General features: G+C 74.4%; 18 protein-coding genes and 1 pseudogene. 6 read left to right on the top strand and 13 right to left on the bottom strand.

Going from position 1 to position 21,292, the window contains the following annotated elements; translation table 11 throughout:
- Window positions 1-177: 177 nt before the first annotated feature.
- A complete protein-coding gene (locus AB0M79_RS27115; protein WP_364218618.1) occupies window positions 178-1,125 on the bottom strand; it encodes a spherulation-specific family 4 protein in 948 nt (315 codons plus the stop codon).
- A 142-nt stretch (window positions 1,126-1,267) separates the two neighbouring features.
- Complete coding sequence (nhaA, locus tag AB0M79_RS27110; RefSeq protein WP_364218616.1) at window positions 1,268-2,581, bottom strand: Na+/H+ antiporter NhaA; 1,314 nt, start codon at window positions 2,579-2,581, stop codon at window positions 1,268-1,270.
- 215 nt (window positions 2,582-2,796) lie between these two features.
- Between nhaA and AB0M79_RS27105 the strand changes: the two genes are divergently transcribed.
- Both AB0M79_RS27105 and AB0M79_RS27100 read left to right on the top strand, forming a co-directional pair.
- Window positions 2,797-3,042 (top strand): hypothetical protein, encoded by a 246-nt coding sequence (locus AB0M79_RS27105; RefSeq protein WP_357543585.1) that lies wholly within the window; start codon window positions 2,797-2,799, stop codon window positions 3,040-3,042.
- On the top strand, window positions 3,039-4,373 hold the full coding sequence (locus AB0M79_RS27100) for a cupin domain-containing protein (protein ID WP_364218726.1): 1,335 nt from the start codon (window positions 3,039-3,041) through the stop codon (window positions 4,371-4,373). Before AB0M79_RS27105 ends, AB0M79_RS27100 begins: the two co-directional genes overlap by 4 nt.
- On the opposite strand, the gene AB0M79_RS27095 is transcribed toward AB0M79_RS27100, so the two are convergent.
- From AB0M79_RS27095 to AB0M79_RS27075, 5 genes and pseudogenes are all read right to left on the bottom strand, one after another.
- Window positions 4,339-4,992, bottom strand: coding sequence for a hypothetical protein (locus tag AB0M79_RS27095; RefSeq protein WP_364218724.1), 654 nt, complete (start codon window positions 4,990-4,992; stop codon window positions 4,339-4,341). The two genes, AB0M79_RS27100 and AB0M79_RS27095, sit on opposite strands and share 35 nt — an antisense overlap.
- Window positions 4,993-5,163: 171 nt before the next feature.
- A complete protein-coding gene (locus AB0M79_RS27090) occupies window positions 5,164-7,863 on the bottom strand; it encodes an FtsK/SpoIIIE domain-containing protein (RefSeq protein WP_364218614.1) in 2,700 nt (899 codons plus the stop codon).
- Complete coding sequence (locus AB0M79_RS27085; RefSeq protein WP_364218612.1) at window positions 7,856-8,893, bottom strand: hypothetical protein; 1,038 nt, start codon at window positions 8,891-8,893, stop codon at window positions 7,856-7,858. Before AB0M79_RS27085 ends, AB0M79_RS27090 begins: the two co-directional genes overlap by 8 nt.
- A 6-nt stretch (window positions 8,894-8,899) precedes the next feature.
- Window positions 8,900-9,160 (bottom strand): hypothetical protein, encoded by a 261-nt coding sequence (locus AB0M79_RS27080; RefSeq protein WP_364218610.1) that lies wholly within the window; start codon window positions 9,158-9,160, stop codon window positions 8,900-8,902.
- A gap of 223 nt (window positions 9,161-9,383) precedes the next feature.
- Window positions 9,384-9,746: pseudogene (locus tag AB0M79_RS27075) on the bottom strand (hypothetical protein); the annotation flags it as partial.
- 150 nt (window positions 9,747-9,896) lie between these two features.
- On the opposite strand from AB0M79_RS27075, the gene AB0M79_RS27070 reads away from it, so the two are divergent.
- Together AB0M79_RS27070 and AB0M79_RS27065 are read left to right on the top strand one after the other, a co-directional pair.
- The gene (locus AB0M79_RS27070; RefSeq protein WP_364218608.1) at window positions 9,897-12,446 is read left to right on the top strand and encodes an ATP-dependent Clp protease ATP-binding subunit; all 2,550 of its coding nucleotides are present in this window, start codon (window positions 9,897-9,899) and stop codon (window positions 12,444-12,446) included.
- A gap of 123 nt (window positions 12,447-12,569) precedes the next feature.
- Window positions 12,570-12,920: a DUF3140 domain-containing protein gene (locus AB0M79_RS27065; protein WP_364218606.1), complete on the top strand. Its 351-nt coding sequence runs from the start codon at window positions 12,570-12,572 to the stop codon at window positions 12,918-12,920.
- 383 nt (window positions 12,921-13,303) lie between these two features.
- Here AB0M79_RS27065 and AB0M79_RS27060 read toward each other — a convergent pair whose 3' ends face one another.
- The 4 genes from AB0M79_RS27060 to AB0M79_RS27045 all read right to left on the bottom strand — a co-directional run bounded on the left by AB0M79_RS27060 (window position 13,304) and on the right by AB0M79_RS27045 (window position 17,713).
- Window positions 13,304-13,546 (bottom strand): hypothetical protein, encoded by a 243-nt coding sequence (locus AB0M79_RS27060; RefSeq protein ID WP_357543597.1) that lies wholly within the window; start codon window positions 13,544-13,546, stop codon window positions 13,304-13,306.
- Between the two features lie 168 nt (window positions 13,547-13,714).
- Complete coding sequence (locus tag AB0M79_RS27055; protein ID WP_364218603.1) at window positions 13,715-15,202, bottom strand: S1 family peptidase; 1,488 nt, start codon at window positions 15,200-15,202, stop codon at window positions 13,715-13,717.
- A 559-nt stretch (window positions 15,203-15,761) separates the two neighbouring features.
- Window positions 15,762-16,730 carry a LysR family transcriptional regulator gene (locus AB0M79_RS27050; RefSeq protein ID WP_357543601.1) on the bottom strand — a complete coding sequence of 323 codons (969 nt, stop codon included), beginning with the start codon at window positions 16,728-16,730 and terminating at the stop codon, window positions 15,762-15,764.
- Between the two features lie 350 nt (window positions 16,731-17,080).
- Window positions 17,081-17,713 (bottom strand): hemerythrin domain-containing protein, encoded by a 633-nt coding sequence (locus AB0M79_RS27045; RefSeq protein WP_364218601.1) that lies wholly within the window; start codon window positions 17,711-17,713, stop codon window positions 17,081-17,083.
- Window positions 17,714-17,925: 212 nt separating this feature from the next.
- On the opposite strand from AB0M79_RS27045, the gene AB0M79_RS27040 reads away from it, so the two are divergent.
- Window positions 17,926-19,242: a M20/M25/M40 family metallo-hydrolase gene (locus AB0M79_RS27040; RefSeq protein WP_364218599.1), complete on the top strand. Its 1,317-nt coding sequence runs from the start codon at window positions 17,926-17,928 to the stop codon at window positions 19,240-19,242.
- 63 nt (window positions 19,243-19,305) lie between these two features.
- On the top strand, window positions 19,306-19,998 hold the full coding sequence (locus AB0M79_RS27035) for a hypothetical protein (protein WP_357543607.1): 693 nt from the start codon (window positions 19,306-19,308) through the stop codon (window positions 19,996-19,998).
- A gap of 23 nt (window positions 19,999-20,021) precedes the next feature.
- On the opposite strand, the gene AB0M79_RS27030 is transcribed toward AB0M79_RS27035, so the two are convergent.
- Both AB0M79_RS27030 and AB0M79_RS27025 read right to left on the bottom strand, forming a co-directional pair.
- Window positions 20,022-20,213, bottom strand: a complete 192-nt coding sequence (locus AB0M79_RS27030) for a DUF5703 family protein (RefSeq protein ID WP_212819372.1) — start codon at window positions 20,211-20,213, stop codon at window positions 20,022-20,024.
- A gap of 106 nt (window positions 20,214-20,319) precedes the next feature.
- The gene (locus AB0M79_RS27025; protein ID WP_357543609.1) at window positions 20,320-21,291 is read right to left on the bottom strand and encodes an aldo/keto reductase; all 972 of its coding nucleotides are present in this window, start codon (window positions 21,289-21,291) and stop codon (window positions 20,320-20,322) included.
- Window position 21,292 lies beyond the last annotated feature (1 nt).

The following is a 21,292-nucleotide window of genomic DNA, read 5'->3' as shown; positions in this document are numbered from 1 at the left end:
GGCCGGCCGGTCGTGTGCACCGGCACCGGACGTGGGGAAGCTACCAACGGTCCCAGCATGATCACTTAAAGTAATGTAAAGAAAGTGGTTTGCGGACCGGTCGGCGGACCCGCCTCCACCGAACCGCCGATGTCCGGCTCGCCGGATCATCGCCGGACGCCTCGCCGGGTGGCCCCGTCAGCGCGGCTGGGCCGCCGTGACCGGCACGGCCGGCGACCCGACCATGCGGCCGTACGCCGCCGCCAGCTGGGCCCGCCAGTAGTCGTCGTCGGGCAGCCGGTCCCACGGATGCCGCCGGCCGTCCGGGGTCAGGATCTCGCTGGTGACGTAGACGAAGCCCGCGTTGCGTCGCTTGCTGAGAGTGACCGCGCGGTGCATGCTCGCCAGGTCCGGCGCGTCGTAGACCAGGTGCCAGATCCGGTCGGCCGGCACCCACCGCTCCCACGCCGCCGGCCGGTGCGCCAGGTACTCCAGATAGGACCCCTCGAAGGTGACCAGCGTGTCGGCGATCCCCGCGTAGCACCGCTCGGTCGACCGTCCCGGGTTCATCACCACGTACGCCCCGGGATGACGGGACCGGATGCGGTCGACGACCGCCCGGTGCAGTTCGACGTACGCGTTGTCCGGTCCGCACAGCGCGGCGGTCTGGTCGAGGAAGATGCCGCCGAGCCCGTCGCCCCCGTACAGGGCGTACCAGTCGTCGACGTCCCGGTCGATCTGGGCCCGCCACGCGGCGAGGTCCGACCCGCCGCCGCCCGCGCCGTCCGGCCGGGTCGAGTGCGACCCCGGCCCGAAGTCGATCCCGAAGTAGCCGGTGTCGACGTAGCCCAGCGGCAGCGTGCCGCCGGCGCGCAGCGTGTGCACCGTCTGCGACCAGGCCGTATGGTGTGGCACCTCGGGGGCGCTGCGCGAGCCGTTCACCACCACGATCCCGGTGGCCGGGGCGGTGGCGGCGAGCCCGTCGAACATCGCCCGGCCGGCGGGCACCGCCGGGGTCCAGTAGGCCGGCACCGCGATCCGCTGTGGACGGCCGGTGGGTTCGGGGCGGTAGAGGCGGGCCACGACCGCCGACACGAGCCCGATCGCGGTGACGCCGGCGACGGTGACCGCCAGTACGCTCCTCATGGTTGCCCCAGTGTTCCCGTCGCGCGGCCGGCGCGTGGCCCGAACGGGCGTACCGCTGCCGTCGATTTCACGATTGGCACGCCTGCATGGCTCCGGTCTACGGCGAATGTCGGTATATGTGCATTCCCGCTTCGCCGTCCGGTCAGGGGCGCTGGAAGACGTCCGGGACGCCGTCGTGGTCCGCGTCGAGCGTCTCCCGCTCGCGCAGCCGGCGGTAGACGCGGTTGCGCCAGCGCAGCACCACGGTCGCCAGCAGGGCGGCGCACACCGAGGCGGTCAGCACCGCGGTCTTGGCGTGGTCGGCGGTGGCGCCGCCCGGCGCGAACGCCAGATCGGCGATCAGCAGCGAGACGGTGAACCCGATGCCGGCGAGCAGCGACAGGCCGAACACGTCCCACCAGGACAGGCTCTCGTCGAGGGTGGCCCGGGTGAAGCGGGCGAGCAGGAAGGTCGCCCCGAGGATGCCGACGACCTTGCCGACCACCAGCCCGAGCGCGATGCCCAGGCCGGCCGGATCGGACAGCGCGGCCGCCGGCCCGCCGGCACCGAGGGTGACGCCCGCGGCGGTCAGCGCGAACACCGGTACGGCCACCCCCGCCGACACCGGTCGCCACCGGTGCTCGAACCGGGCCGACAGGCTCTCCCGGCGCCCGCCACGGGCGACCGCCGGAACCGCGAAGCCGAGCAGCACCCCGGCGATGGTCGCGTGCACCCCGGAGGCGTGCATCAGCGCCCAGGCGGTCACCCCCAACGGGACCAGCAGCCACCAGCGGGTGACGCCGCGCCCGGTCAGCAGTGCGAAGACGGCGACGACCGCGAGCGCGCCGAGCAGCGGCAGCGGGTGGAGTTCGGAGGTGAAGAACACCGCGATGACGGTGACCGCGAGCAGGTCGTCGACGACGGCGAGGGTGAGCAGGAACGACCGCAGCGCCGCCGGCAGGTGGGTGCCGATGACCGCCAGTACGGCGACGGCGAACGCGATGTCGGTCGCGGTCGGCACCGCCCAGCCCTGCGGCGAGCCGCCGGCCCGGCTCAGGTTGACCGCGGTGTAGATCAGGGCCGGGGCGACCATCCCACCGACCGCCGCGACGATCGGCAGCGCCGCCCGGCGCGGCGAGCGCAGTTCGCCCTCGACGAACTCGCGTTTCAGTTCCAGGCCGACCACGAAGAAGAAGATCGCGAGCAGTCCGTCGGCCGCCCAGTCGGCGACCGACAGGTGCAGGTGCAGCGCGTGCGGGCCGAACTCGGCGCCGGTCAGCCGGTCGTACCCGGCCCGCCACGGCGAGTTCGCCCAGAGCATCGCGACCACGGCACCGGCGATCAGCAGCAGGCCGCCGACCGTCTCGCTGCGCAGGGCCCGGCCCACGGCCTGCGCCCGGGACCAGGTGGGCAGGCTGAACAGGCGGTTGCGTGGCGGCACGGCGGGCGGTGGAGGCGCGGCGGGCGGTGGCGGCATCTGGCGGGCTCCTGGTGGCGGGGCGGGGCACGAAGGTCCTGGGACCTTGCCGACCAGACTTCCCGGCACACCGGCGGCAATCATAGACCGCCGGTCGCCGGTCACGGCGCCGGGCGGCCGGGCAGCGGGGAGGATATGCCCGGTTTGCCAGAGTTGATCGGGGGTAGACGGAGTCGGCGCGACGACAGGGCGCACGACTTCCCGAGGGGGCACCGATGAGTCTCGAAGACGACGACATCCGTACGAGCGGCACCGGCACCCCGGAGGGACCGGCCGACGGCGGTGCCACGCCCGGCCGGCAGGACGGCGGCGCCGACGGAACCGCCGAGGGACCCGCCGACGGTGGCGCCACCGTCGGGCAGCACGACGGCGGCGCGGACGGCAGCGCCGAGGGACCGGCCGACGGCGGCGCCACCCCGGGCCAGCAGGACGGCGGTGCCGACGGCGGAGCCCGACGCTGAGCGGTCCGGCGCCGGACGGCGCCGACCGTCCGGCGCTCGCCCGGTGCGTCGCCGTACCGCCCGACCGGTTCGCGGCCGTCCACTGGGGACGGACACCGCTGCTGTCCCGGGCCGCCGCCCTCGCCGGCCCGGACGGCTTCACCGACCTGCTCGCCCCCGCCGACGCCGACGAACTGCTCAGCCGGCGCGGGCTGCGTACCCCGTTCCTGCGGGTGGCCGGCGACGGCCGGGTGCTGCCGGCCGGCAGCTACACCGGCGGCGGCGGGGCCGGCGCCGAGATCACCGACCAGGTCCTCGACGAACGGGTCCTCGACCTGTACGCCGGCGGCGCCACCCTCGTCCTGCAGGGCCTGCACCGCAACTGGCCGCCACTGATCGACTTCACCCGCCAACTCGGCCTCGACCTCGGGCAGCCGCTCCAGGTCAACGCCTACCTGACCCCGCCCGGCAGCCAGGGCTTCGCCACCCACTACGACACCCACGACGTCTTCGTCCTGCAGGTCGACGGCCGCAAACACTGGCGCGTCCACGAACCGGTGCTGCCCGAGCCGCTGGAACGCCAGCCGTGGGGCGGCCACGCCGACGAGGTCGGCGCCGTCGCGCGGGGCGCGCCCGTCCTCGACGTCGTACTCGAACCCGGCGACGCCCTCTACCTGCCCCGCGGCTACCTGCACAGCGCCCGCGCCCAGCGGGACAGCTCACTGCACCTCACCGTCGGCGTACGCGCCCTCACCCGCTACGCCCTCGTCGAGGAACTCCTCGGCCTCGCCGCCACCGACCGGCGGCTGCGGGCCACCCTGCCGTTCGGCGTCGACGTCGCCGAACCCGGGCAACTCGCCCCCGTGCTCACCGAAACCGTCGAGGCGCTGCGCGACTGGCTGCGCACCGCCGACCCGGCCCAGGTCGCCGCCCGGCTACGCGACCGGGCCTGGCCGGCCAGCCGCCCCGCACCGATCCGGCCACTGGCCCAGGCCGCCGCGATCGACACTCTTCACCCCGACAGCCGCGTCGCACCCCGGCCCGCACTGCGCTGGCGCCTCGAACCCGACGGCACCGACCGCGTCGCGCTGCGCCTGCCCGACCGGACCATCAGCCTGCCCCGGTGGTGCGAGCCGGCCGTGCGGGCCGTACTGGCCAGCGGCGGATGCCGGGTCGGCGACCTGCCCGGCCTCGACGACGACGCCGACCGCCTCGTCCTGGCCCGCCGCCTGCTGCGCGAGGCGGTCGCCGTACCCGCGCCGCCGCCGGACACCACGGCGGCCCAGCCGGCGTGGACCACCGACCGCGAACCGGAACTCAGCGCAACGCCACCAGCAGCATCAGCGTGGTGACCGCACCGGCGACCACCACCACCAGCCCGGCCCGCACATCCAGCGACGCCTGCCGCCGGTCGGCGACCACCCGCGCGGGCGCCAGCCCGACCAGCGGCCCGAGCAGCATCAGCACCAGCGCCAGGAACGGCATCCCGACCGCCACGTCACCGCCGTAACCGGCGCCGGCCGCCCGCGCCGCCAGCCCCAGTGCGTACGCGGCCGCCGCACCCAACACCCCCAGGACCGCCAGCAGCGGGTAAGTCGACCGGGGCAGCTCCCGGTGCTGCCGGGCCGCGTCCAGCAGATCCCGGACCCGGCGCAACTGCGTCTGCGGATCCTCGTCGCCCGAGCGGGCCGGCGCCGGTGCCCCCGCCGCCAGCCGGGCCGCCGCCGGGCCGAGCCGCTCCCGCAGCTCCTGCCACAGCACCATCGCCCGGGCCTCGGTCTCCTGCGCCTCCTGCCGCGCCACCTCGACCTCGGCCCGGGCCCGCTCCACCTCGTCCTGCGCGGTCCGCACCGCCCGGTCGGCGGCCGCGCACTGCCGGTCGTACCACTGCCGCGCCTCGGTCCGCTGCGCGTCGACCCGCGCGGTCACCTCGGCCAGCCGCCGCAGCAACTGCGGATACGAATCCGGCACGGCGCCCCTCCCACCGCGCTCCGGAATGCCCTCCTTCAACCAGAGCTGCCCGGTGCCCTCGCCGCGCTCGGTCACGGTGCCCCCTCGCTCCGCTCGCGGGCACCGTGCTCCAACCTGAGCCAGATGGTGCCCTCGCTGCGCTCGGTCACGGTGCCCCCTCGCTGCGCCCGGTCACGTGAGCCCGTAGGGGATCAGGACCTGGGCGGTGCGGTGCACGGCCCGGTCGAAGAACAGCCCCCGCCACGGCCGCGGATACCAGTCCGGGCCGCCGGAGCCGCCCGGGTAGAGGGCCGACGTCAGCTCGGCGCCCTGCACGTCGAGCGCCACCCACGCCCCGATCTGGTCGGTACGCGACGCCGGCCCGCCCAGGTCGTCCCGCATCCGGGCCACGCCACGCCACCAGGCCAGCACGTGGGTACGCCGCTCCGGCCCGTGGTGCAGCACGTGCCGCAGGTGGGCCAGCCCGGTCGCGCCGTCCACCTGCGCCGACAACTGCCCGGTGGCCGCGTCGACGGCGTACAGCAGCAGGTAGTGCGGCTCGGCGGACCCGGACCCCAGCCCGGCCGCCGTCTCGGCCATCAGTTCGGCCACGCTCTCCTCGTCGTACCAGTTGGCGTCCGGCGACAGCGCCTCGAAAAGGCTCCGGGCGGCCAGGTCGGCCTCCGGGTCCAGGCAGGCGATCGAGAAGCGGGCCGTGCCGGGCCGGTGCTGGCGGGCCAGCGACCGGCCGGCGGCGTCGAGCACCGCGCACGCCTCGTCGACCCGGGTGCCGAGGACGGCCAGGTTGCGGCCCGGCGCGCGGGGCAGCCGCATCCCGGCCGACCGCGCCTGTACGTCGATGATCTCGCCGAGCAGCGCGACCGGTCCGCGTCCGGGGGCCGGCGCACCGCCGTCGGCCGGCGGGGCCAGGGCGGCGAAGTCCGGCGCGTCGGCCAGCCTCGGCACCGCGTCGCCGTCGAAGAGACGGGCCGGCGCGGCGTGCGGCGGGCGCATCTTCCACAGCTTGTTCTGCAGCTCGCTCCACGTGCCCCAGTCGCTGGCGCCGGGGATCTTGGCCACCTCGTTGCCCTCGACCAGTCCCGACTCGGCGTTGATCACGGCGTGGTGGCGGGGCAGCGACTGGGCCGCGTCGTTGCGTTCGGCGAGGATCCGCAACGCCTTCGGCAGCGCGATCCGCAGCGTGAACTGCGCGACCAGCGCCGGCCGGCCCCACAGCGCCTCGATGCCGCGTACGTCCTGCGACGCCAGCACCAGGTGGATGCCCTGGGACCGGCCCCGCCGGGCCAGGTCCTCCAGCAGGTCGGCGGCCTCGCGGGCGACCGCGTCCCGGCCGGCGAGCAGCATCTGGAACTCGTCGACGACCGCGACGATCCGCGGCCAGCGGCCGTCCGGGTCGACCGCGCGCAGCTCACCGAGCTTGGTCACCTCGTGCCGCTTGGCCGCGTCGGCTCGCCGGCGCAGTTCCTCGGCGAGGAACCGCAGCAGCGCCAGCCCGAACTCCCGGTCGGTGTTGACGTTGATGCCGACCAGTCGCATGTGCGGCAGCCAGCTCGGGTCCCGCTTGCCCTGCGCGAAGCGGGCGAACGACACCCCCTCCTTGAAGTCGAGCAGGTAGAACTCCAGCTCGTCGGGGGAGTAGCGGGCGGCGAGCGACCCGATCCAGGCGTAGATCAGGTTGGTCTTGCCGGTGCCGGACGGCCCGCCGATCAGCGCGTGCGGCGGATAGTCGCCGAGCGTCAGCAGCACCGGCCGGCCGAGCGGGCCGTCGCCGATCGGGGCGGTCAGGCCCGCCGACGACTCCTCGCGCCACATCTCGTCGTCGGGCGGCAGCAGGGCGGTGAACGGTGCCGGTGGCGGCCCGGCCGCCACGTGCGCGGCCACCTGCCGGCAGGTCTCGGTGACCAGGACCTGTGGCGGGGCCGGGTCGAGGCGGATCGGCAGGCCGCCGGACCCGTCGCGGGCGGTGCCGAGCCGGGCGCCGTCGCCGTCGACGGCGATCCGGGTGACCGACGGGTCGTCGGGCAGCGCGATCCCGCGGACGACCAGGTGCACGCCGCACGCCGGACCGGTGCGGACCACCCGCTCCAGTTGGGCGCGTTCGTGCCGGGACAGCTCGTCGCCGCCGAGCAGGACCGCGACCCGCCACGGCTCCGGTCGCCGCCCGGTCGCCGCCGCCAGCCGGCGCAGCGAGGCGTGCTCGCCGGCCAGCACCTTCTCGTTGATCCGCCGGATCTGGTCGACGAGGTCGTCGAGCAGCCCGGTCAGCCCGCCCGGCCCGACGAACGTCAGCAGCGCGGCCGGCGCCAGCGGGGCGAACCCGGCCAGCCCGCCGCCGAGATGCTCCGGGTCGTAGCCGGCGAGCCGCACCGCCCCCGGTACGGCGCCGCCGACCGCCCGCAGCAGCAGGGCGGCGACCACGGCGTCCGCGCCGCCCCGGTCGGCGCCGGTCAGGTGTACGTGCCCCCGGTCGAGCAGCGGCACCAGCGCCGGTACGGGCGCGACGCCCGGCAGCCGTACCGCGCCGATCCGCAGCGCGCCCGGCGGTTCGTCGTACGGGGCGGGGGTGGCCCGCCACGCCTCCCACGGCGCGCCCGCCGCCCCGGGCGCCTCCCGCGCGGCGGCGCCGGCGGCCCGGTCGGCCAGTACGCCGATCCGCTCGCCGTGCCGGTCGTCGATCTCGGCCAGCCGCTGGTCGCGTTCGGCACCGACCCGGGGCCGGACCCGGGCCGCCGCCGCCCGGGTGCGCGCCAGCCGGTCCTCGGCCTCGTCGAGATCGGCCATGGCGTCCTCGACCCGGTCCCGGGCCGAACCGAGCGCGTCGGCGAGCAGCTCACGGACCCGGGTGGCGAGCTGGGTGCGTACGTCAGCCACCCGAGCCTCCGCCCGTGCGGTCGCCACCGCGCGGCCACACCCCGGGAGCGTCCGCCTTCGGCGGGGGCGGCTTGCGGGCCGGACCGGGCCGGGCCGGTTTCGCCAGGCCGGGCGGGGGCGGTTTCGCCGGCCCGGGTTGCGTCGGGGTGGCCTGGCCCGGTGGCGGGGCGCCGTCCTTCGGCAGCACCGACTCCGGGTCGCGGCCGAGGCGTTGCAGCAGCAGCCCGGTCAGCACGCCCGCCGCCACCGCCGGGTCGGCGGGGTTCGTCGGCGGCGCGTCCGGGTCGGTGCGGGGCGGCGGCATCCGGCAGACCCGGGTCAGCACCGTCTCCAGGACCGGCTTGGGCAGGTTCGGCAGCAGGGCCCGCAGCGGGCCGTCGAACGCGTTGCGCAGGCGGTCCAGGTCCTGCGCCCGCGGCGGATGCCCGAGCAGGTCGGTGGCCAGGTCACGCAGCACCGGCGGAGCGGACGCGGCCAGCCCCAGCCCGATCGAGGCGTCCACGCCACGCAGCTCGCGGTGCAGCCGGTCCTTGTCGCCGGACCGTACCCCGGCGGCCACCCGGCGCAGCAGGTCACCGGCGTCGGTGGCGCCCTTCTCGGTGCCGGGATCGGACTCGTCGGCGCGGCCGGTCAGCTCGCCGACGCGTTCGGACCACCACCGGTGCACCGCCGCCGGCCCCGCCGGGGCGCTCTTCTGCGGTCCGCCGGGTTCCGGCTCGGGCTCCGGTCGCCGCCGCTCGCCGGACGGTACGGGGGCCGGTGGCCGCCCGCCGTCCTGGCCCAGGCCGATGGCGGCCAGGTATTCGGCGAGCTGCTCCTGGGCCAGCCGCAGCGCGTAGCCGGCGCTCTCGGCGTGTTCGGTGGCCGCCGACAGTTCGGGTACGCCCATCGGGTTCGCCGACTCCTGCCGCACCCAGCGCAGCCGGTCGCCGGCCTTCTGGAGATGGTCCAGGGCCCGGGCGACCTGGTCGGCGGGCAGGTCGTCAGCGGCGGCGCGGACCAGCGCCCCGATGTCCTCGATGATCGACATGATGGATCACAGCGTCGCTACGTATAGCTGGGCCTGCTCGACGGCGGCGAGGGTGGCCGACAGGCAGTCCTCCAGCTCCTGGCTCGCCTGCGACAGCGACGCCTGCGCGGCGGTGACCGTCTCGTGGCCGCTGCCCTCCAGCGCCCCGGCCAGCGTCATCTGCGCCTCGTTGAGCCGCTCGCTGGCGCCCTGCACCGCCGCCTGGGCGTCACTGATCTGCTGGAGGGCCGCCTCGATCGCGGATTTCAGCTCAGCAACGCTCGCCACGGAACCTCCTGGGGGCGGGGAGGACTGTCCCCACAACCCTATCCGTTTCCTGCCGGGGCGTCCGGATCAACGGCGCACGCGTCGCGTACCGGCAGGTCCGGCCGGCGTGTCAGCGGCCGCCACGGTTTCCCGACCGTCCATCGTGTTCGGACGCGTCGGCCGCCGGCGGCCCGACCGCCGCCGCCGGTCCGGCCGGCGGCCGCGCCCCGGCCGCCGGCCGGTCCAGGGTGCGCGGGCCGCGCACGGTGGCGCCCAGCGCCGTCACCCGCTCCCGCAGCCCCCGGTCGGCCGTCACCACCACGCACGGCCGGCCCGCGGTACGCACCAGGTCGACGATCGCGTCGTCGCCCGAGCCCGGCGCGGACACCACCGCCACCCCGTCGACCGGCGGCACGCCCCGGGCCGCGCCCTCCACCACCAGCACCACCTCCACCGGCGGCGGCAGGTCCGCCAACCCGCGCGCGGCGAGCCCGGCCAACCGGTCCCGCAGCCGCGCCGTGGCGCCCGGCCGGTCCCGCCACCAGCCGTCCGGCCGGGACCCGACCACGTTGGCGGCGTCGACGACGAGCAGCACCTGCGTCTCCATACGGCCAGCCTCCCGTACCCCGGCCCCGCCGGCACGGCGCCGCACCGCCGCGCCCGGACGCGACGTTTGCGGTCGGCCGAGTCGGGTAGCCCGGCGCAACACCGGCGGCGTGGTCACGGCGGGGCCGCGCCCGTGACGAGGGAACGGCAGATGAGCAGTGGACCGTTGGGACCCGGCGAGCCCGGTAGCGACCCCTGGGACGAGTTCCTGTCCCGATACTTCGGCCGCGGTGAACCCCGCCGTCCGAGCAACCGGGTCGACATCACCCGGTTGATGAGCGCCGACGCCCGCGAACTGCTGACCGACGCCGCCCGGCGGGCCGCCCAGTCCGGCAGCGCCGACCTCGACACCGACCACCTGCTGTGGGCGGCCCTGCAGCGGCAGCCGCTGCGGGACCTGGTCCGCCGCGCCGGCGCCGACCCCGACCCCCTGCTCGCCTCGCTCAACGGCCCCGGCGAGGCGCCCCGTGGCGACATCCCGTCGAACATGTCGCTCACCCCGGCCGCCAAGCGGGCCCTGCTCGACGCCCACCAGCTCTCCCGGGCGATCGGGGTCACCTACATCGGACCCGAACACATCCTGATGGCGCTGCCGCTGAACCCCGAGTCACCGGCCGGCCGGATGCTGGCCGCCGGCCGGGTGCAGCCGGAGTCGTTGCAGGCCGCCGGCGCCGAACGCGCCGGCACCCGCAACGGGCACGGCACCCCGACCCTCGACCAGTACGCCCAGGACCTCACCGAACTGGCCCGCGAGGGACAGATCGACCCGGTCATCGGGCGCGCCGACGAGATCGAACAGGCCGTGGAGATCCTGTCCCGGCGTACGAAGAACAACCCGGTCCTCATCGGTGAGGCCGGGGTCGGCAAGACCGCCATCGTCGAGGGGCTGGCCCAGCGCATCACCGACGGCGAGGTGCCACAGACCCTGGTCGGCATGCGGGTCGTGCAGCTCGACCTCGCCGGCCTGGTCGCCGGCACCCGCTACCGCGGCGACTTCGAGGAACGGCTCAAGAAGGTCATCGACGAGATCCGCGAGCACGGCGAGGAGTTGATCGTCTTCCTCGACGAGCTGCACACCCTGGTCGGCGCGGGCGGCAGCGGCGCCGAGGGCGGGATGGACGCCAGCAACATGCTCAAGCCGGCGCTCGCCCGCGGCCAGCTGCGGGTGGTCGGGGCGACCACGCTCGACGAGTACCGCCGGCACATCGAGAAGGACGCGGCGCTGGCCCGCCGCTTCCAGGCGGTCGTGGTCCCGGAGCCGAGCGTCGAGGACACCGTCGCGATCCTGCGTGGCCTGCGCGACCGCTACGAGGCCCACCACCAGGTGCGGTTCACCGACGAGGCGCTGGTCGCCGCCGCCGAGCTGTCCGACCGGTACGTCACCGACCGTTTCCTGCCGGACAAGGCCATCGACCTCATCGACCAGGCCGGAGCGCGGGTACGGCTGCAGACCCGCACGCCCGCCGCCGACGTACGCGACCTCGAACGGCAGGTGGAGCAGCTCAAGCGCGACAAGGACCAGGCGGTCGCCGACGAGCAGTACGAGCGCGCGTCGTCGCTGCGCGACCGGCTGCGCGAGGCCCGCGAGCGGTTCGAGACCGCCCGCGGCGGCGGCGACGGCCGGGTGCCGCAGGTACGTACCCAGGAGATCGCCGAGGTCGTGTCCCGGGCCACCGGCATCCCGGTCAACCAGCTCACCGAGGAGGAACGCGACCGGCTGCTGCGGCTGGAGACCCACCTGCACGAGCGGGTCGTCGGGCAGGAGGACGCGGTCACCGCGGTCGCCGAGGCGGTCCGCCGGTCGCGTACCGGCCTGGCCGACCCGGACCGGCCGATGGGCAGCTTCCTGTTCCTCGGCCCGACCGGCGTCGGCAAGACCGAACTGGCGCGGGCGCTGGCCGAGGCGCTGTTCGGCGAGTCGGAGCGGATGGTGCGCTTCGACATGAGCGAGTTCCAGGAGAAGCACACCGTCAGCCGGCTGGTCGGCGCGCCGCCGGGCTACGTCGGCTACGAGGAGGCCGGGCAGCTCACCGAGGCGGTGCGCCGCCGCCCGTACGCGGTCGTGCTCTTCGACGAGATCGAGAAGGCACACCCGGACATCTTCAACGTCCTGCTCCAGGTGCTCGACGAGGGACGGCTGACCGACAGCCAGGGGCGGACGGTGAACTTCCGCAACACGGTCATGATCATGACCAGCAACCTCGGCTCGGACCTGATCACCGGCAGCCGGCGCAGTGTCGGCTTCGGCACCGACGGCGAGGGTGGGGGAGAGGACCGCGACCTGCGGGAGCGGCTGATGCGCCTGCTCCAGGAGTCGTTCCGGCCGGAGTTCCTCAACCGGATCGACGAGGTGATCATCTTCCGCCGGCTGGAGGCGCAGCAGTTGCGCCAGATCACCGAACTGATGCTCGACGAGACCCGGCGGCGGCTGCACGCCCAGAACATCAACGTCGACCTCACCCCGGCCGCGATCGACTGGATCGCCGAGCACGGTCACGAACCCCGCTTCGGGGCGCGACCCATGCGCCGGACGATCCAGCGCGAGGTCGACAACCGGCTGTCCCGGATGCTGCTCGACGGGACGCTGTCGGCCGGCCAGCGGGTACGCGTCGACGCCCGCGACGGCGAGCTGGTCTTCGACGTCTCGGGCACCGAGGCGGCCGGCCGCCACCCCGAACCCGCCTCGATCTCCGGCCGCTGACCGCCGCCCCGTTCCCCGCTCCTCTCCTTTTCGGCGATCTTGCAGTTGTCTCCCCCTTCTGTTCCGGTTTGTCGGGCGACAAGCGCAAGATCGCGGGGGAGTGGGCCTGACGACAGGAGTGACATGCCCACACCGGACCGCACCGACCCGGAGGTCAACGAACTCTGGGACGAGTTCCACGCGTACGTCAACGTCGACTCCGGGCAGTTGCGGAACTGGCTGCTGGTCCGGGCCTCCGACGAGGACGGGTTCCCCGGCCCGCCCGAGCAGACGATGCCGCAGCCGGGCGGGGCGATCCTCGACATCCTCGGCCGGCGCAAGGTCGACCTGACCAACGGCGACCTCGACGTCATGCGGACGACCGTGGAGCAGATCCAGGACCTGCTCGCCGACCGGCCGGAGGAGGGCGCCGGCAACGACCAGTGGCGCCACGCCCTCCTGGACCTCGGCCACGACCCCCTACGCGCAACCTGACCCGCCCGCGCCCCGGCACGCCAAGCACACGCCGAGCGCGTCACGCCGAGCGGGCGTCGATCACGCCGAGCGCGCCGGTCACGCCGAGCGGGCGTCGATCACGCCGAGCGCGCCGGTCACGCCGAGCGGGCGTTGATCAAGGAGAAGTTGTGCGACAAATCCGTACGGGGCGGGCACGGTTCGTCCTCGATCGCGTCGCGAACGCCGAGTGGTCGACGGCGCGACCCCTGATCAAGGACAAGTTGGGCGACGAATCACCGCGAACCGGGCACGCCTTCTCCTTGATCGGCACCGCCGCCGGGGGATCGGCACCGCCGGGGGGACGCGTCGCCGCAGGACACAGGACACCCCGGACGGGGCGGCGGGGCGGGAGGTACGGAGGGTCAGGCGGATCCGAGGCTGGGCAGTTCCAGGCCGAGGGCGTCGGTGGCGGCCGTCCGTTCGGCACGGATCGCCTCTTCGCGGGCGACGAGGGTCGCGTACTCGGTGATGTGTGGCGGCTCCGGTACGGCCGGCAGCCGACGCAGGAACGCCTCCACGTCCCGGGCGGCGGCGGTGTGTGCGGCGGCCGCCCGGCGGGCGGTGGCCAGCGTGCCGGTGTCGTCGGGCGGCTCTGTCTGCGTCATGTCACGGGCCTACCCGGTCGGCGCCCGTTCGCACCCGCCGCCCCGGCTCCGTCCCGTCCAGGGCACGGCAAGATCCGCGTGATCAGGGGCCGCAGTGGTCGACACGCCGACGACACGAGCGACTTGATCCCTGATCACGCGGATCTTGGGGGTGGGGGGCGGGGGGCGTTACGGGTTGGTGAGGCCCAGGGTGTAGCTGCCGGAGCCGCTGTACGCGTGCACCCGGTAGCGGTAGTAGCCGGCGGTGCCGGAGTAGGTGACCGTCTCGTCCGGGCCGGTCGAGGTGCCGCTGGCCACGTTCAGCCAGCTGGCGCCGTTCCACTTCTGCAGGTACAGGTCGAAGTCGGTGCCGTTCGGCCCGTCCAGGCAGCCCCGGTGCTGGCCCGACGTCGACGAGTAGTAGTACGTGCCGCCCGGCTGGTAGGCGTTGCCGCCGCTGCTCAGCGAGCCGGTGTACGTGAACTCGTGGCCGCTGCACCCGGTCGGCGGGTTCGGGTTGCCGCCGGTCGACGTACGCAGGGTCAGGCCGTACGCCGACAGGATCTCGTTCAGCGGCTGGAAGTACGTCGTGCCGCCGACCGAGCAGTTGCCGGAACCGCCGGAGGTGACGCCCTGCGCCTGCTGGCCGGCGAGCCACGAGCCGCCGGAGTCGCCGGGCTCGGCGCACGCGGTGGTCCGGGTCAGGCCGCTGACCGTGCCCTCGGCGTAGTAGACGGTGGAGTTCTTGGCCTGGACGGTGCCGCACCGCCAGCCGGTCGTGGAGCCGGAGCGGCAGACCGACGCGCCGACGGCGGCCTCGGTGTTACCGGCGACGATCACGTTGCCGCCGGCGTAGTTGTTGACCCACGGCTGCGGGGTCCAGTTGGAGTTCGTCTGCACCCAGGCGTAGTCGTTGCCGGGGAACGACGAGCCACGGAACGTGCCCTGGGAGACGTTGTTGTAGCCCTGGGTGGGGGTGCCGACGGTGCCGCAGTGGCCGGCGGTGACGAAACCGCCGGTGACCGAGAAGCCGACCGAGCAGCGGCCGCCCATGTAGTAGGCGTCGCCGCCGCGTACGTCGTACAGCGTCTTCGGGGCCTCGGTCGAGGCGACGACCCGGACGGCGGCCGCGTCGACACCACTGGCCTTGACGAAGTCCGCCGCCGCGGCGGTGCCGCCGCGGGCGAGGACGACGACGGCGTTGGTGGCGACGTCGACGTACCAGCCGGCGACCGAGGTGGCGGAGGTCTTGGCGGCGCTGCCGTCCAGCTTCGCCTTGACCGCGTCGAGTTGGGCGATGCTGCGGCTGACGATCCGGGCCTCGGCGCCGGCGGCGCGGACCTTCGCGGCCTGCCTGGCGTCGGTGACGGCGACGACGAACGAGGAGGCGTCCGCGGTCAGCCAGGCGCCGCCGAACGTGCCGCCGAGCGTCTTGCGCAGGTCGGCTTCGGTACGGCTGGCCGTGGCGTCCCTGGCGAGCCGGGTGCGGGCCTGCTCGGCGGTGAGGCCGAGGTCGCGCTGCATCGCGGCGAACATCTCCGGCGAGGCGGCGTCGGCGGCCGCCGGTGCGGGGGCGGCGTCACGGTCGGGGGCGGCGGCGGCCGGCGTGCTCGTGGCGGCGAGCACGCCGACGGGCAGCAGGAGTACCGCTGCCGCCGCGGCGAGGTGTCGGTTCATCCGTTTTCTCCTTGACAGAGGAGGCGTGGGGATCCGGCGAGGCCGGGAACGCACCCGCCTCGGGGAGCGGGTATGGGGTAGGCCCGGTCGGGGTTTGCCGCGGCCCGGTCCGGCGGCCGTGGGGGTCGCGGTCGTCGCGTGTACGGCCGTCGGATGGACGGCCGTCGGGCTCGCGGCCGCCGGGCGGACGACCGCGGGGATACGGCCGTCCCGGGCGGACGGCCGTCGGGGTACGGCCGTCCCGGTGGGCGGCCGTGGGGGTGGACGGCCGCCCGGTCGATAGAATTCGATCTACGGGCACCGTCAACTTAACGGTGGTTAATCGGCGTGGGTATATATCACCTGGCTCATACCATCGCCGATCACGGAAGGGGTCCCGACCCGCGACAGGGGCGGCGCCCGGCGCCGGCGCGAGGTGGGCGAGGCGCGGCGGTGCGCCGCGAGGTGACGTGCGGCGAGACGACGTGCGGCGAGACGACGCGGACGGCGTCCGGCCGGGCCCGCGACCATGCCGGGGCGGCGCCCCCGGGCCGGGGCGCCGGTCGCCGGGCGGGACGGGTCAGGCGGCCGCCATCTGCTGTACGCCGAACGTCGGGTTCTGCCGCAACCACGTGCGGTAGAGGGTGTTGCGGTCCAGTGAATCGCTGTAGGCGTTCATGGCATGCCCGAACACCTGGTCGGCGATCCGGGCCGCGGGCGCGTCGGGGTGCCAGCCGAGCAGCAGCCGCCAGCGCAGCGGGGCGCCGGCCAGCGGCCGGACCACCAGGCCACTGACCGCCCGGTAGGTGGCCTGGCACAGGGCCACCGCCTCGCCGGCGTCGACGAGGTCGATGCAGGCCCGGATGTCGGTCTCGTAGATCTTGCGGGGGGTGAATCCGGCGCGGGCGCAGGCGGTGGCGAAGCACTCGCCGAAACAGCCGTCGCCGGGTGCGGCCACCCACTGCTCGTCGGCCAGGGCGTCGAGCGGGACCTCGGCGGCGGTGGCGAGCGGGTGGGCCTCGGGCAGCATGACGAAGATGGGGTCGATGGCGACCGCCCGCCAGGTCAGGGCGTACTCGGCGGACGGTGTCGCGTCGCCGCAGACGCCGGCCAGCACGTAGTCCAACCGTCCGCCGAGGACCATCTGCGCGAGTTCGTCGACGTACCAGGAGGCGTAGGTGCTGAGTTGGGCGTGCGGCTGGTCGGCGGCGAGCCGGTGTACGAGCCCGCCGAGGATCGGACTGTTGGCCCCGCCGAACCGGTAGCTCATGGCGGTGCCGGTGCCGGCGAGCCGGGCGGCCTCGTCCTGCAGTCCCTTCATGGCGGGCAGCAGTACCCGGGCGCGGGCGAGCACCAGTTCGCCGAGGGCGGTCGGGCGGGCGCCACGACGGTCGCGTTCGAACAGTGGCCCGCCGAGCGTCCGTTCGATGCGTTGCAGTTGTGCGGTGAGGGCCGGCTGCGCCAGCCCGAGCATGGAGGCGGCCTTCGTGACGCTGCCCGTCTCCGCGATGGCGCAGACCACCTTCAGGTGACGCAGCTCCAGGTTCATATCGTGACGGTAGGACCTTCATGGGATCGACGGGAAGACCTTCGGCCAATGAAAGATCCCCCGAACGAAAAGTGAAAAGTAACCGAACGGACACCATGGAGCATCGCAACGTGGGGTGTGGGCTACGTACGGTGATGGCCTCGCGGCGGGCCTGGTCGAAAACGTCCAGCCGGTATCGTGTGACAGTGATGAATATTTCGCGCCGGAGGGTGTAACACGGCAGCTTTTGTGGATACCGTCCGGCGCGGTCACCGCGCGTCAGTGGATCCTCCGGGGTGTCCGACGGCCACGAAAAAATTCTGTCGGATTGCCACCCGTTCGGGTGACATCCCGGCCCCCCGTGGAGCGGCCTAGGTCAGGTCCTCCGGGTACGTCGTCCGGCCACCCGCCGCGTCCCGCACCTTGTCCACCACCCCGAGCGCCGGCTCGACGACCTTGTTCCACGGCGGGGTGTGCGGGGCGCCCGGGTGCGGCCGGGTCGGCGCGGCCTCCTCGGCGATCTCGACCCGGTTGCCCAGCCTGATCAGGTCCTCCATCGTGGACACCTCGAACAGCCTGGGGAACAGCATGCTGTCGGCGGCGCGGACGTGCCGGTCGAGCCGGGCGGCCACGTCACCGGTCAGTTCCGCGAACCTCGGGTCGTCGTCGGCGGCGCCCTCCAGCGCCCGCAGCGCCTCCAGCAGTTCGACGTCGGCCGCGACCTCGCGCCCGGCGAGCTGGTCGCCGTCGCCGAACGCGGCCCGCAGCCTTGGATACAGGTACTGCTCCTCCGCCGACAGGTGCCGGCTCAGCGTGGCGGTCAGCACCTCGACCAGGTCACGCCGCCGGTGCGTCGCACCCGTGGACGACACCGTGCTGCCGGCGAGCTCGCGGCACAGCGCGGTGATCCGGTCGTGTTCCTCGGTGAGCACCTCGACGATGCTGCGGCCACCCGGGTCGTGCGCCGCGTCGTCGCCCGTGTGCGGCAGCGGCGGCAGGGTCATGCCCCCACCTCGCGTTGCTCGGTCATGCGTACCCTCCCGGGTTCGGTCGGCCGGCGGTGCCGGCCGATGACGGCCCCGCGATACCCCCGCCCGCGACCACCGAAACCCCGGCCCGGACAGCGCCCGGACCGGGGCCGGCGCGGGCGCCGACCCGACCCGCCCCCGTGATCCCGGCGGCGACGGCGGCACCCCCCGACTGGTAAGAAGAGCGCATGACCCTCCGCCATCCCGCACCGACCGACGAGGTCGTCGAGCTGTGCCGTGACCTGTTGCGCATCGACAGCACCAACACCGGCGACACCCGGACCAGCGCGGGGGAGCGGGCCGCCGCCGAGTACGTCGCCGGCAAGCTCGCCGAGGTCGGCGTCGAACCCACCATCCTGGAGACCGAACCCGGCCGGACCAACGTCGTCGCCCGGATCCCCGGCGCCGACCCCGGACGCGACGCCCTGCTCGTGCACGGCCACCTCGACGTGGTGCCGGCCGACCCCGACGAGTGGTCGGTGCACCCGTTCTCCGGCGAGGTCCACGACGGCTACGTGTGGGGTCGCGGCGCGATCGACATGAAGGACTTCGACGCGATGACGCTCGCGGTGGTCCGTGACTGGCAGCGCACCGGCGTACGCCCGCCCCGCGACATCGTGCTCGCGTTCACCGCCGACGAGGAGGCCGGCAGCGACCTCGGCGCGCACTTCCTCGTCGAGCGGCACCCGGAGCTGTTCGAGGGCTGCACCGAGGCGGTCGGCGAGGTCGGCGGCTTCTCCTACACCGTCAACGACAACCTGCGCCTCTATCTGGTCGAGACCGCCGAGAAGGGCATCGAGTGGCTGCGCCTGCACGCCCGCGGCCGGCCCGGCCACGGCTCGATGATCCACGACGACAACGCGGTGACCGCGCTGGCCGAGGCGGTGTCCCGGGTCGGCCGGCACCGTTTCCCGCTGGTGGTCACCCCGACCGTACGGGCCTTCCTGGAGGAGGTCTCGGCGGCGCTCGGCATCGAGCTGGACCCCGACGACCCGGAGACCGCGATCGCCAAGCTCGGCCCGATCGCCAACATCATCGGCGCGACGGTCCGGCACACCGCCAACCCGACCCGGCTCGAGGCCGGCTACAAGGACAACGTGATCCCCGGCCGGGCCACCGCCACCATCGACTGCCGCACCCTGCCCGGCGACGCCGACGAGTTCCTGGCCCAGTTGCGCGAGGTGATCGGCCCCGACCTGGAGATCGAGCACATCCAGCGGCAGCCGGCACTGGAGACCACGTTCGACGGTGCGCTGGTCGACGCCATGGCCGCCGCCCTGCGCGCCGAGGACCCGGGCGCGCGGGCGGTGCCGTACATGCTCTCCGGCGGCACCGACGCCAAGGCGTTCACCCGGCTCGGGATCCGTTGCTTCGGCTTCGCGCCGCTGCGCCTGCCGGCCGATCTGAACTTCTCGGCGCTCTTCCACGGCATCGACGAGCGGGTACCGGTCGACGGACTACAGTTCGGCGTGCGGGTGCTCGACCGGTTCCTGCGGGCAAGCTGATTCCGCCCACCCGCTCAAATTCCGCCCACCCGCGTAAACCCACTCGAAGGGACAGTCAACACCATGACCGACCAGTACGCGGAGCTCGACTCCGCCCTGGAACGGGTTGTCGAGGCCGCCCGGGGCCATCTCGCCGCCGTCAAGGCCGCCCAGGGGCGCATCGACGACGACAACGTCTGGCAGGCGTACGTCGCCCTCAACAACGCCTCCTACGCCTACGACGAGCTGCTGCTCGACGCGTTCGGCGAGGTGACGCCCTGGGACGTCGACCTGATCGACCCGGACGAGGTCGACGAGCGCTTCGCGGCCGGCGGGGCGGGCGGCGCCGAGGCGACCGACCCGCACCCCCGTGTCGTGTCGGTACGCCAGCGCCGCGACTACCGGGTGCCGAGCACCGCCGCCCTGCTGCGGGTCGCCGACGCGGCCCGCCGGGCCGGTACCCCCGACGACGTGGAGCCGGAGCCGGTGGAGAACGTCGGCGAGGCGGTGCTGGAGCTGCTGCAGAGCGGTGACGGTTCGCTCGCCGGGCTCGACGTGCCCGAGTTGGAGCCGCTCGACGGGGTCGTGCTGGTCAGCGAGATCGACGCGCCGCTGGACGTGGAGTCGTTCAGCGACGACGACAGCTCGCAGCTCTTCCAGGAGGGGCCCACCGACGTGCTGGTCGGCCGGCTCGACGAGCACCCGATGCTCTCCGACGAACTCGACCATGACCACGACCACCCGCACGACCACCCGGCGGCCCGGCCCGGCCGCTAGCCCGGCGCCCCGAACGGGGGATGTCAGTAGGACAGGCCCGGTTGCGACTTGTTGACCACGCGGCGACGCAGCACCACCTGCCGCGTGCCGTCCCGGAAGAGTCGCACCCGGGCCAGTTCCCAACCGGAATACTCGGCCTGGATCGCCAGCTGCGCCGCGGCGGTCACCCGGTCGACATTCGGCGGTAACCGCAGCGGCGCGTATTCGTAGTCCATGTGTTCCATCCTGCCGACCGCCGTTGCCGCTGACCAGTCCCGCGACTGTGGGCTCGGCGACGGAAAACGGCGGGCCCGCGCGCCAGCGCGGGCCCGGTCCGGACGGTCAGCCGTCGCGCTCGGGATAGCCGACCGGGACCGCCGACACGTCGTCGAGCGCCGCCGCGATCTCCACCGGCAGCGTCATCTGCTCCACCTGCAACGCGCCGAGCAGTTGGCCGACGGTCCGGGCGCCCAGGATCGGCGCCACCACCCCGGGCCGGTCGCGTACCCAGGCCAGCGCCACCTCGGCCGGCGAGACGCCGAGACCGCCGGCGGCGGTGGCCACCGCCTCGACGATGCTGGAGCAGCGCGGCTCCAGGTAGGTGGCGACGAACCGTTCCAGGTGTGCCGACGCGGCCCGCGAGTCGGCCGGCCGCCCGTGCCGGTACTTGCCGGTCAGCACCCCGCGCCCGAGCGGCGACCAGGGCAGCACGCCGAGCCCGAGTTCGGCGCAGGCGGGCAGCACCTCGCGCTCGATGCCGCGTTCGAGCAGCGAGTACTCCATCTGCGCGGCGACCACCGGCGCCCGGCCCGGGAACGCCGCCTGCCAGGTCGCGGCCCGCGCCGTCTGCCAGCCGGAGAAGTTCGACACCCCGACGTAGCGCACCCGGCCGCTGGCCACCGCGTGGTCCATCGCCGCGAGGGTCTCCTCCAGCGGCGTGTCCGGGTCGTAGCCGTGGATCTGCCACAGGTCGACGTGGTCGGTGCCGAGCCGGCGCAGCGACGCGTCGAGGGTACGCAGCAGGTGCCCCCGCGACCCGTCGCGCCGCCGCCCGGTGCCCGGCCGCAGGCCGGCCTTCGTGGCGATGAGCAGCTCGTCACGGGGCACCAGGGCGTCGAGCAGCGACCCGATCACCGACTCGGCGTCGCCGTCGCCGTAGACGTCGGCGGTGTCGACCAGATTGCCGCCAACCTCCAGATAACTCTTCAACTGGGCGGCCGCGTCGTCGGCGTCGGTGTCCCGACCCCAGGTCATGGTGCCGAGCGCGAGCCGCGAAACCGCCAGCCCGCTTCGGCCGAGCGGTCGCTGTTGCATG

The sequence above is a fragment of the Polymorphospora sp. NPDC051019 genome (assembly GCF_040683055.1).
Classification (GTDB): Bacteria; Actinomycetota; Actinomycetes; order Mycobacteriales; family Micromonosporaceae; genus Polymorphospora; species Polymorphospora lycopeni.
This window is presented reverse-complemented; position numbering and strand designations above follow the sequence as displayed.

Bases quoted from the DNA above. Each gene is read 5' to 3' on its own strand.
- AB0M79_RS27115 (WP_364218618.1), bottom strand. From the start codon at position 1,125: ATGAGGAGCGTACTGGCGGTCACCGTCGCCGGCGTCACCGCGATCGGG.
- nhaA (WP_364218616.1), bottom strand. From the start codon at position 2,581: ATGCCGCCACCGCCCGCCGCGCCTCCACCGCCCGCCGTGCCGCCACGC.
- AB0M79_RS27105 (WP_357543585.1), top strand. From the start codon at position 2,797: ATGAGTCTCGAAGACGACGACATCCGTACGAGCGGCACCGGCACCCCG.
- AB0M79_RS27085 (WP_364218612.1), bottom strand. From the start codon at position 8,893: ATGTCGATCATCGAGGACATCGGGGCGCTGGTCCGCGCCGCCGCTGAC.
- AB0M79_RS27070 (WP_364218608.1), top strand. From the start codon at position 9,897: ATGAGCAGTGGACCGTTGGGACCCGGCGAGCCCGGTAGCGACCCCTGG.
- AB0M79_RS27065 (WP_364218606.1), top strand. From the start codon at position 12,570: ATGCCCACACCGGACCGCACCGACCCGGAGGTCAACGAACTCTGGGAC.
- AB0M79_RS27060 (WP_357543597.1), bottom strand. From the start codon at position 13,546: ATGACGCAGACAGAGCCGCCCGACGACACCGGCACGCTGGCCACCGCC.
- AB0M79_RS27055 (WP_364218603.1), bottom strand. From the start codon at position 15,202: ATGAACCGACACCTCGCCGCGGCGGCAGCGGTACTCCTGCTGCCCGTC.
- AB0M79_RS27050 (WP_357543601.1), bottom strand. From the start codon at position 16,730: ATGAACCTGGAGCTGCGTCACCTGAAGGTGGTCTGCGCCATCGCGGAG.
- AB0M79_RS27045 (WP_364218601.1), bottom strand. From the start codon at position 17,713: ATGACCCTGCCGCCGCTGCCGCACACGGGCGACGACGCGGCGCACGAC.
- AB0M79_RS27040 (WP_364218599.1), top strand. From the start codon at position 17,926: ATGACCCTCCGCCATCCCGCACCGACCGACGAGGTCGTCGAGCTGTGC.
- AB0M79_RS27035 (WP_357543607.1), top strand. From the start codon at position 19,306: ATGACCGACCAGTACGCGGAGCTCGACTCCGCCCTGGAACGGGTTGTC.
- AB0M79_RS27030 (WP_212819372.1), bottom strand. From the start codon at position 20,213: ATGGACTACGAATACGCGCCGCTGCGGTTACCGCCGAATGTCGACCGG.
- AB0M79_RS27025 (WP_357543609.1), bottom strand. From the start codon at position 21,291: ATGCAACAGCGACCGCTCGGCCGAAGCGGGCTGGCGGTTTCGCGGCTC.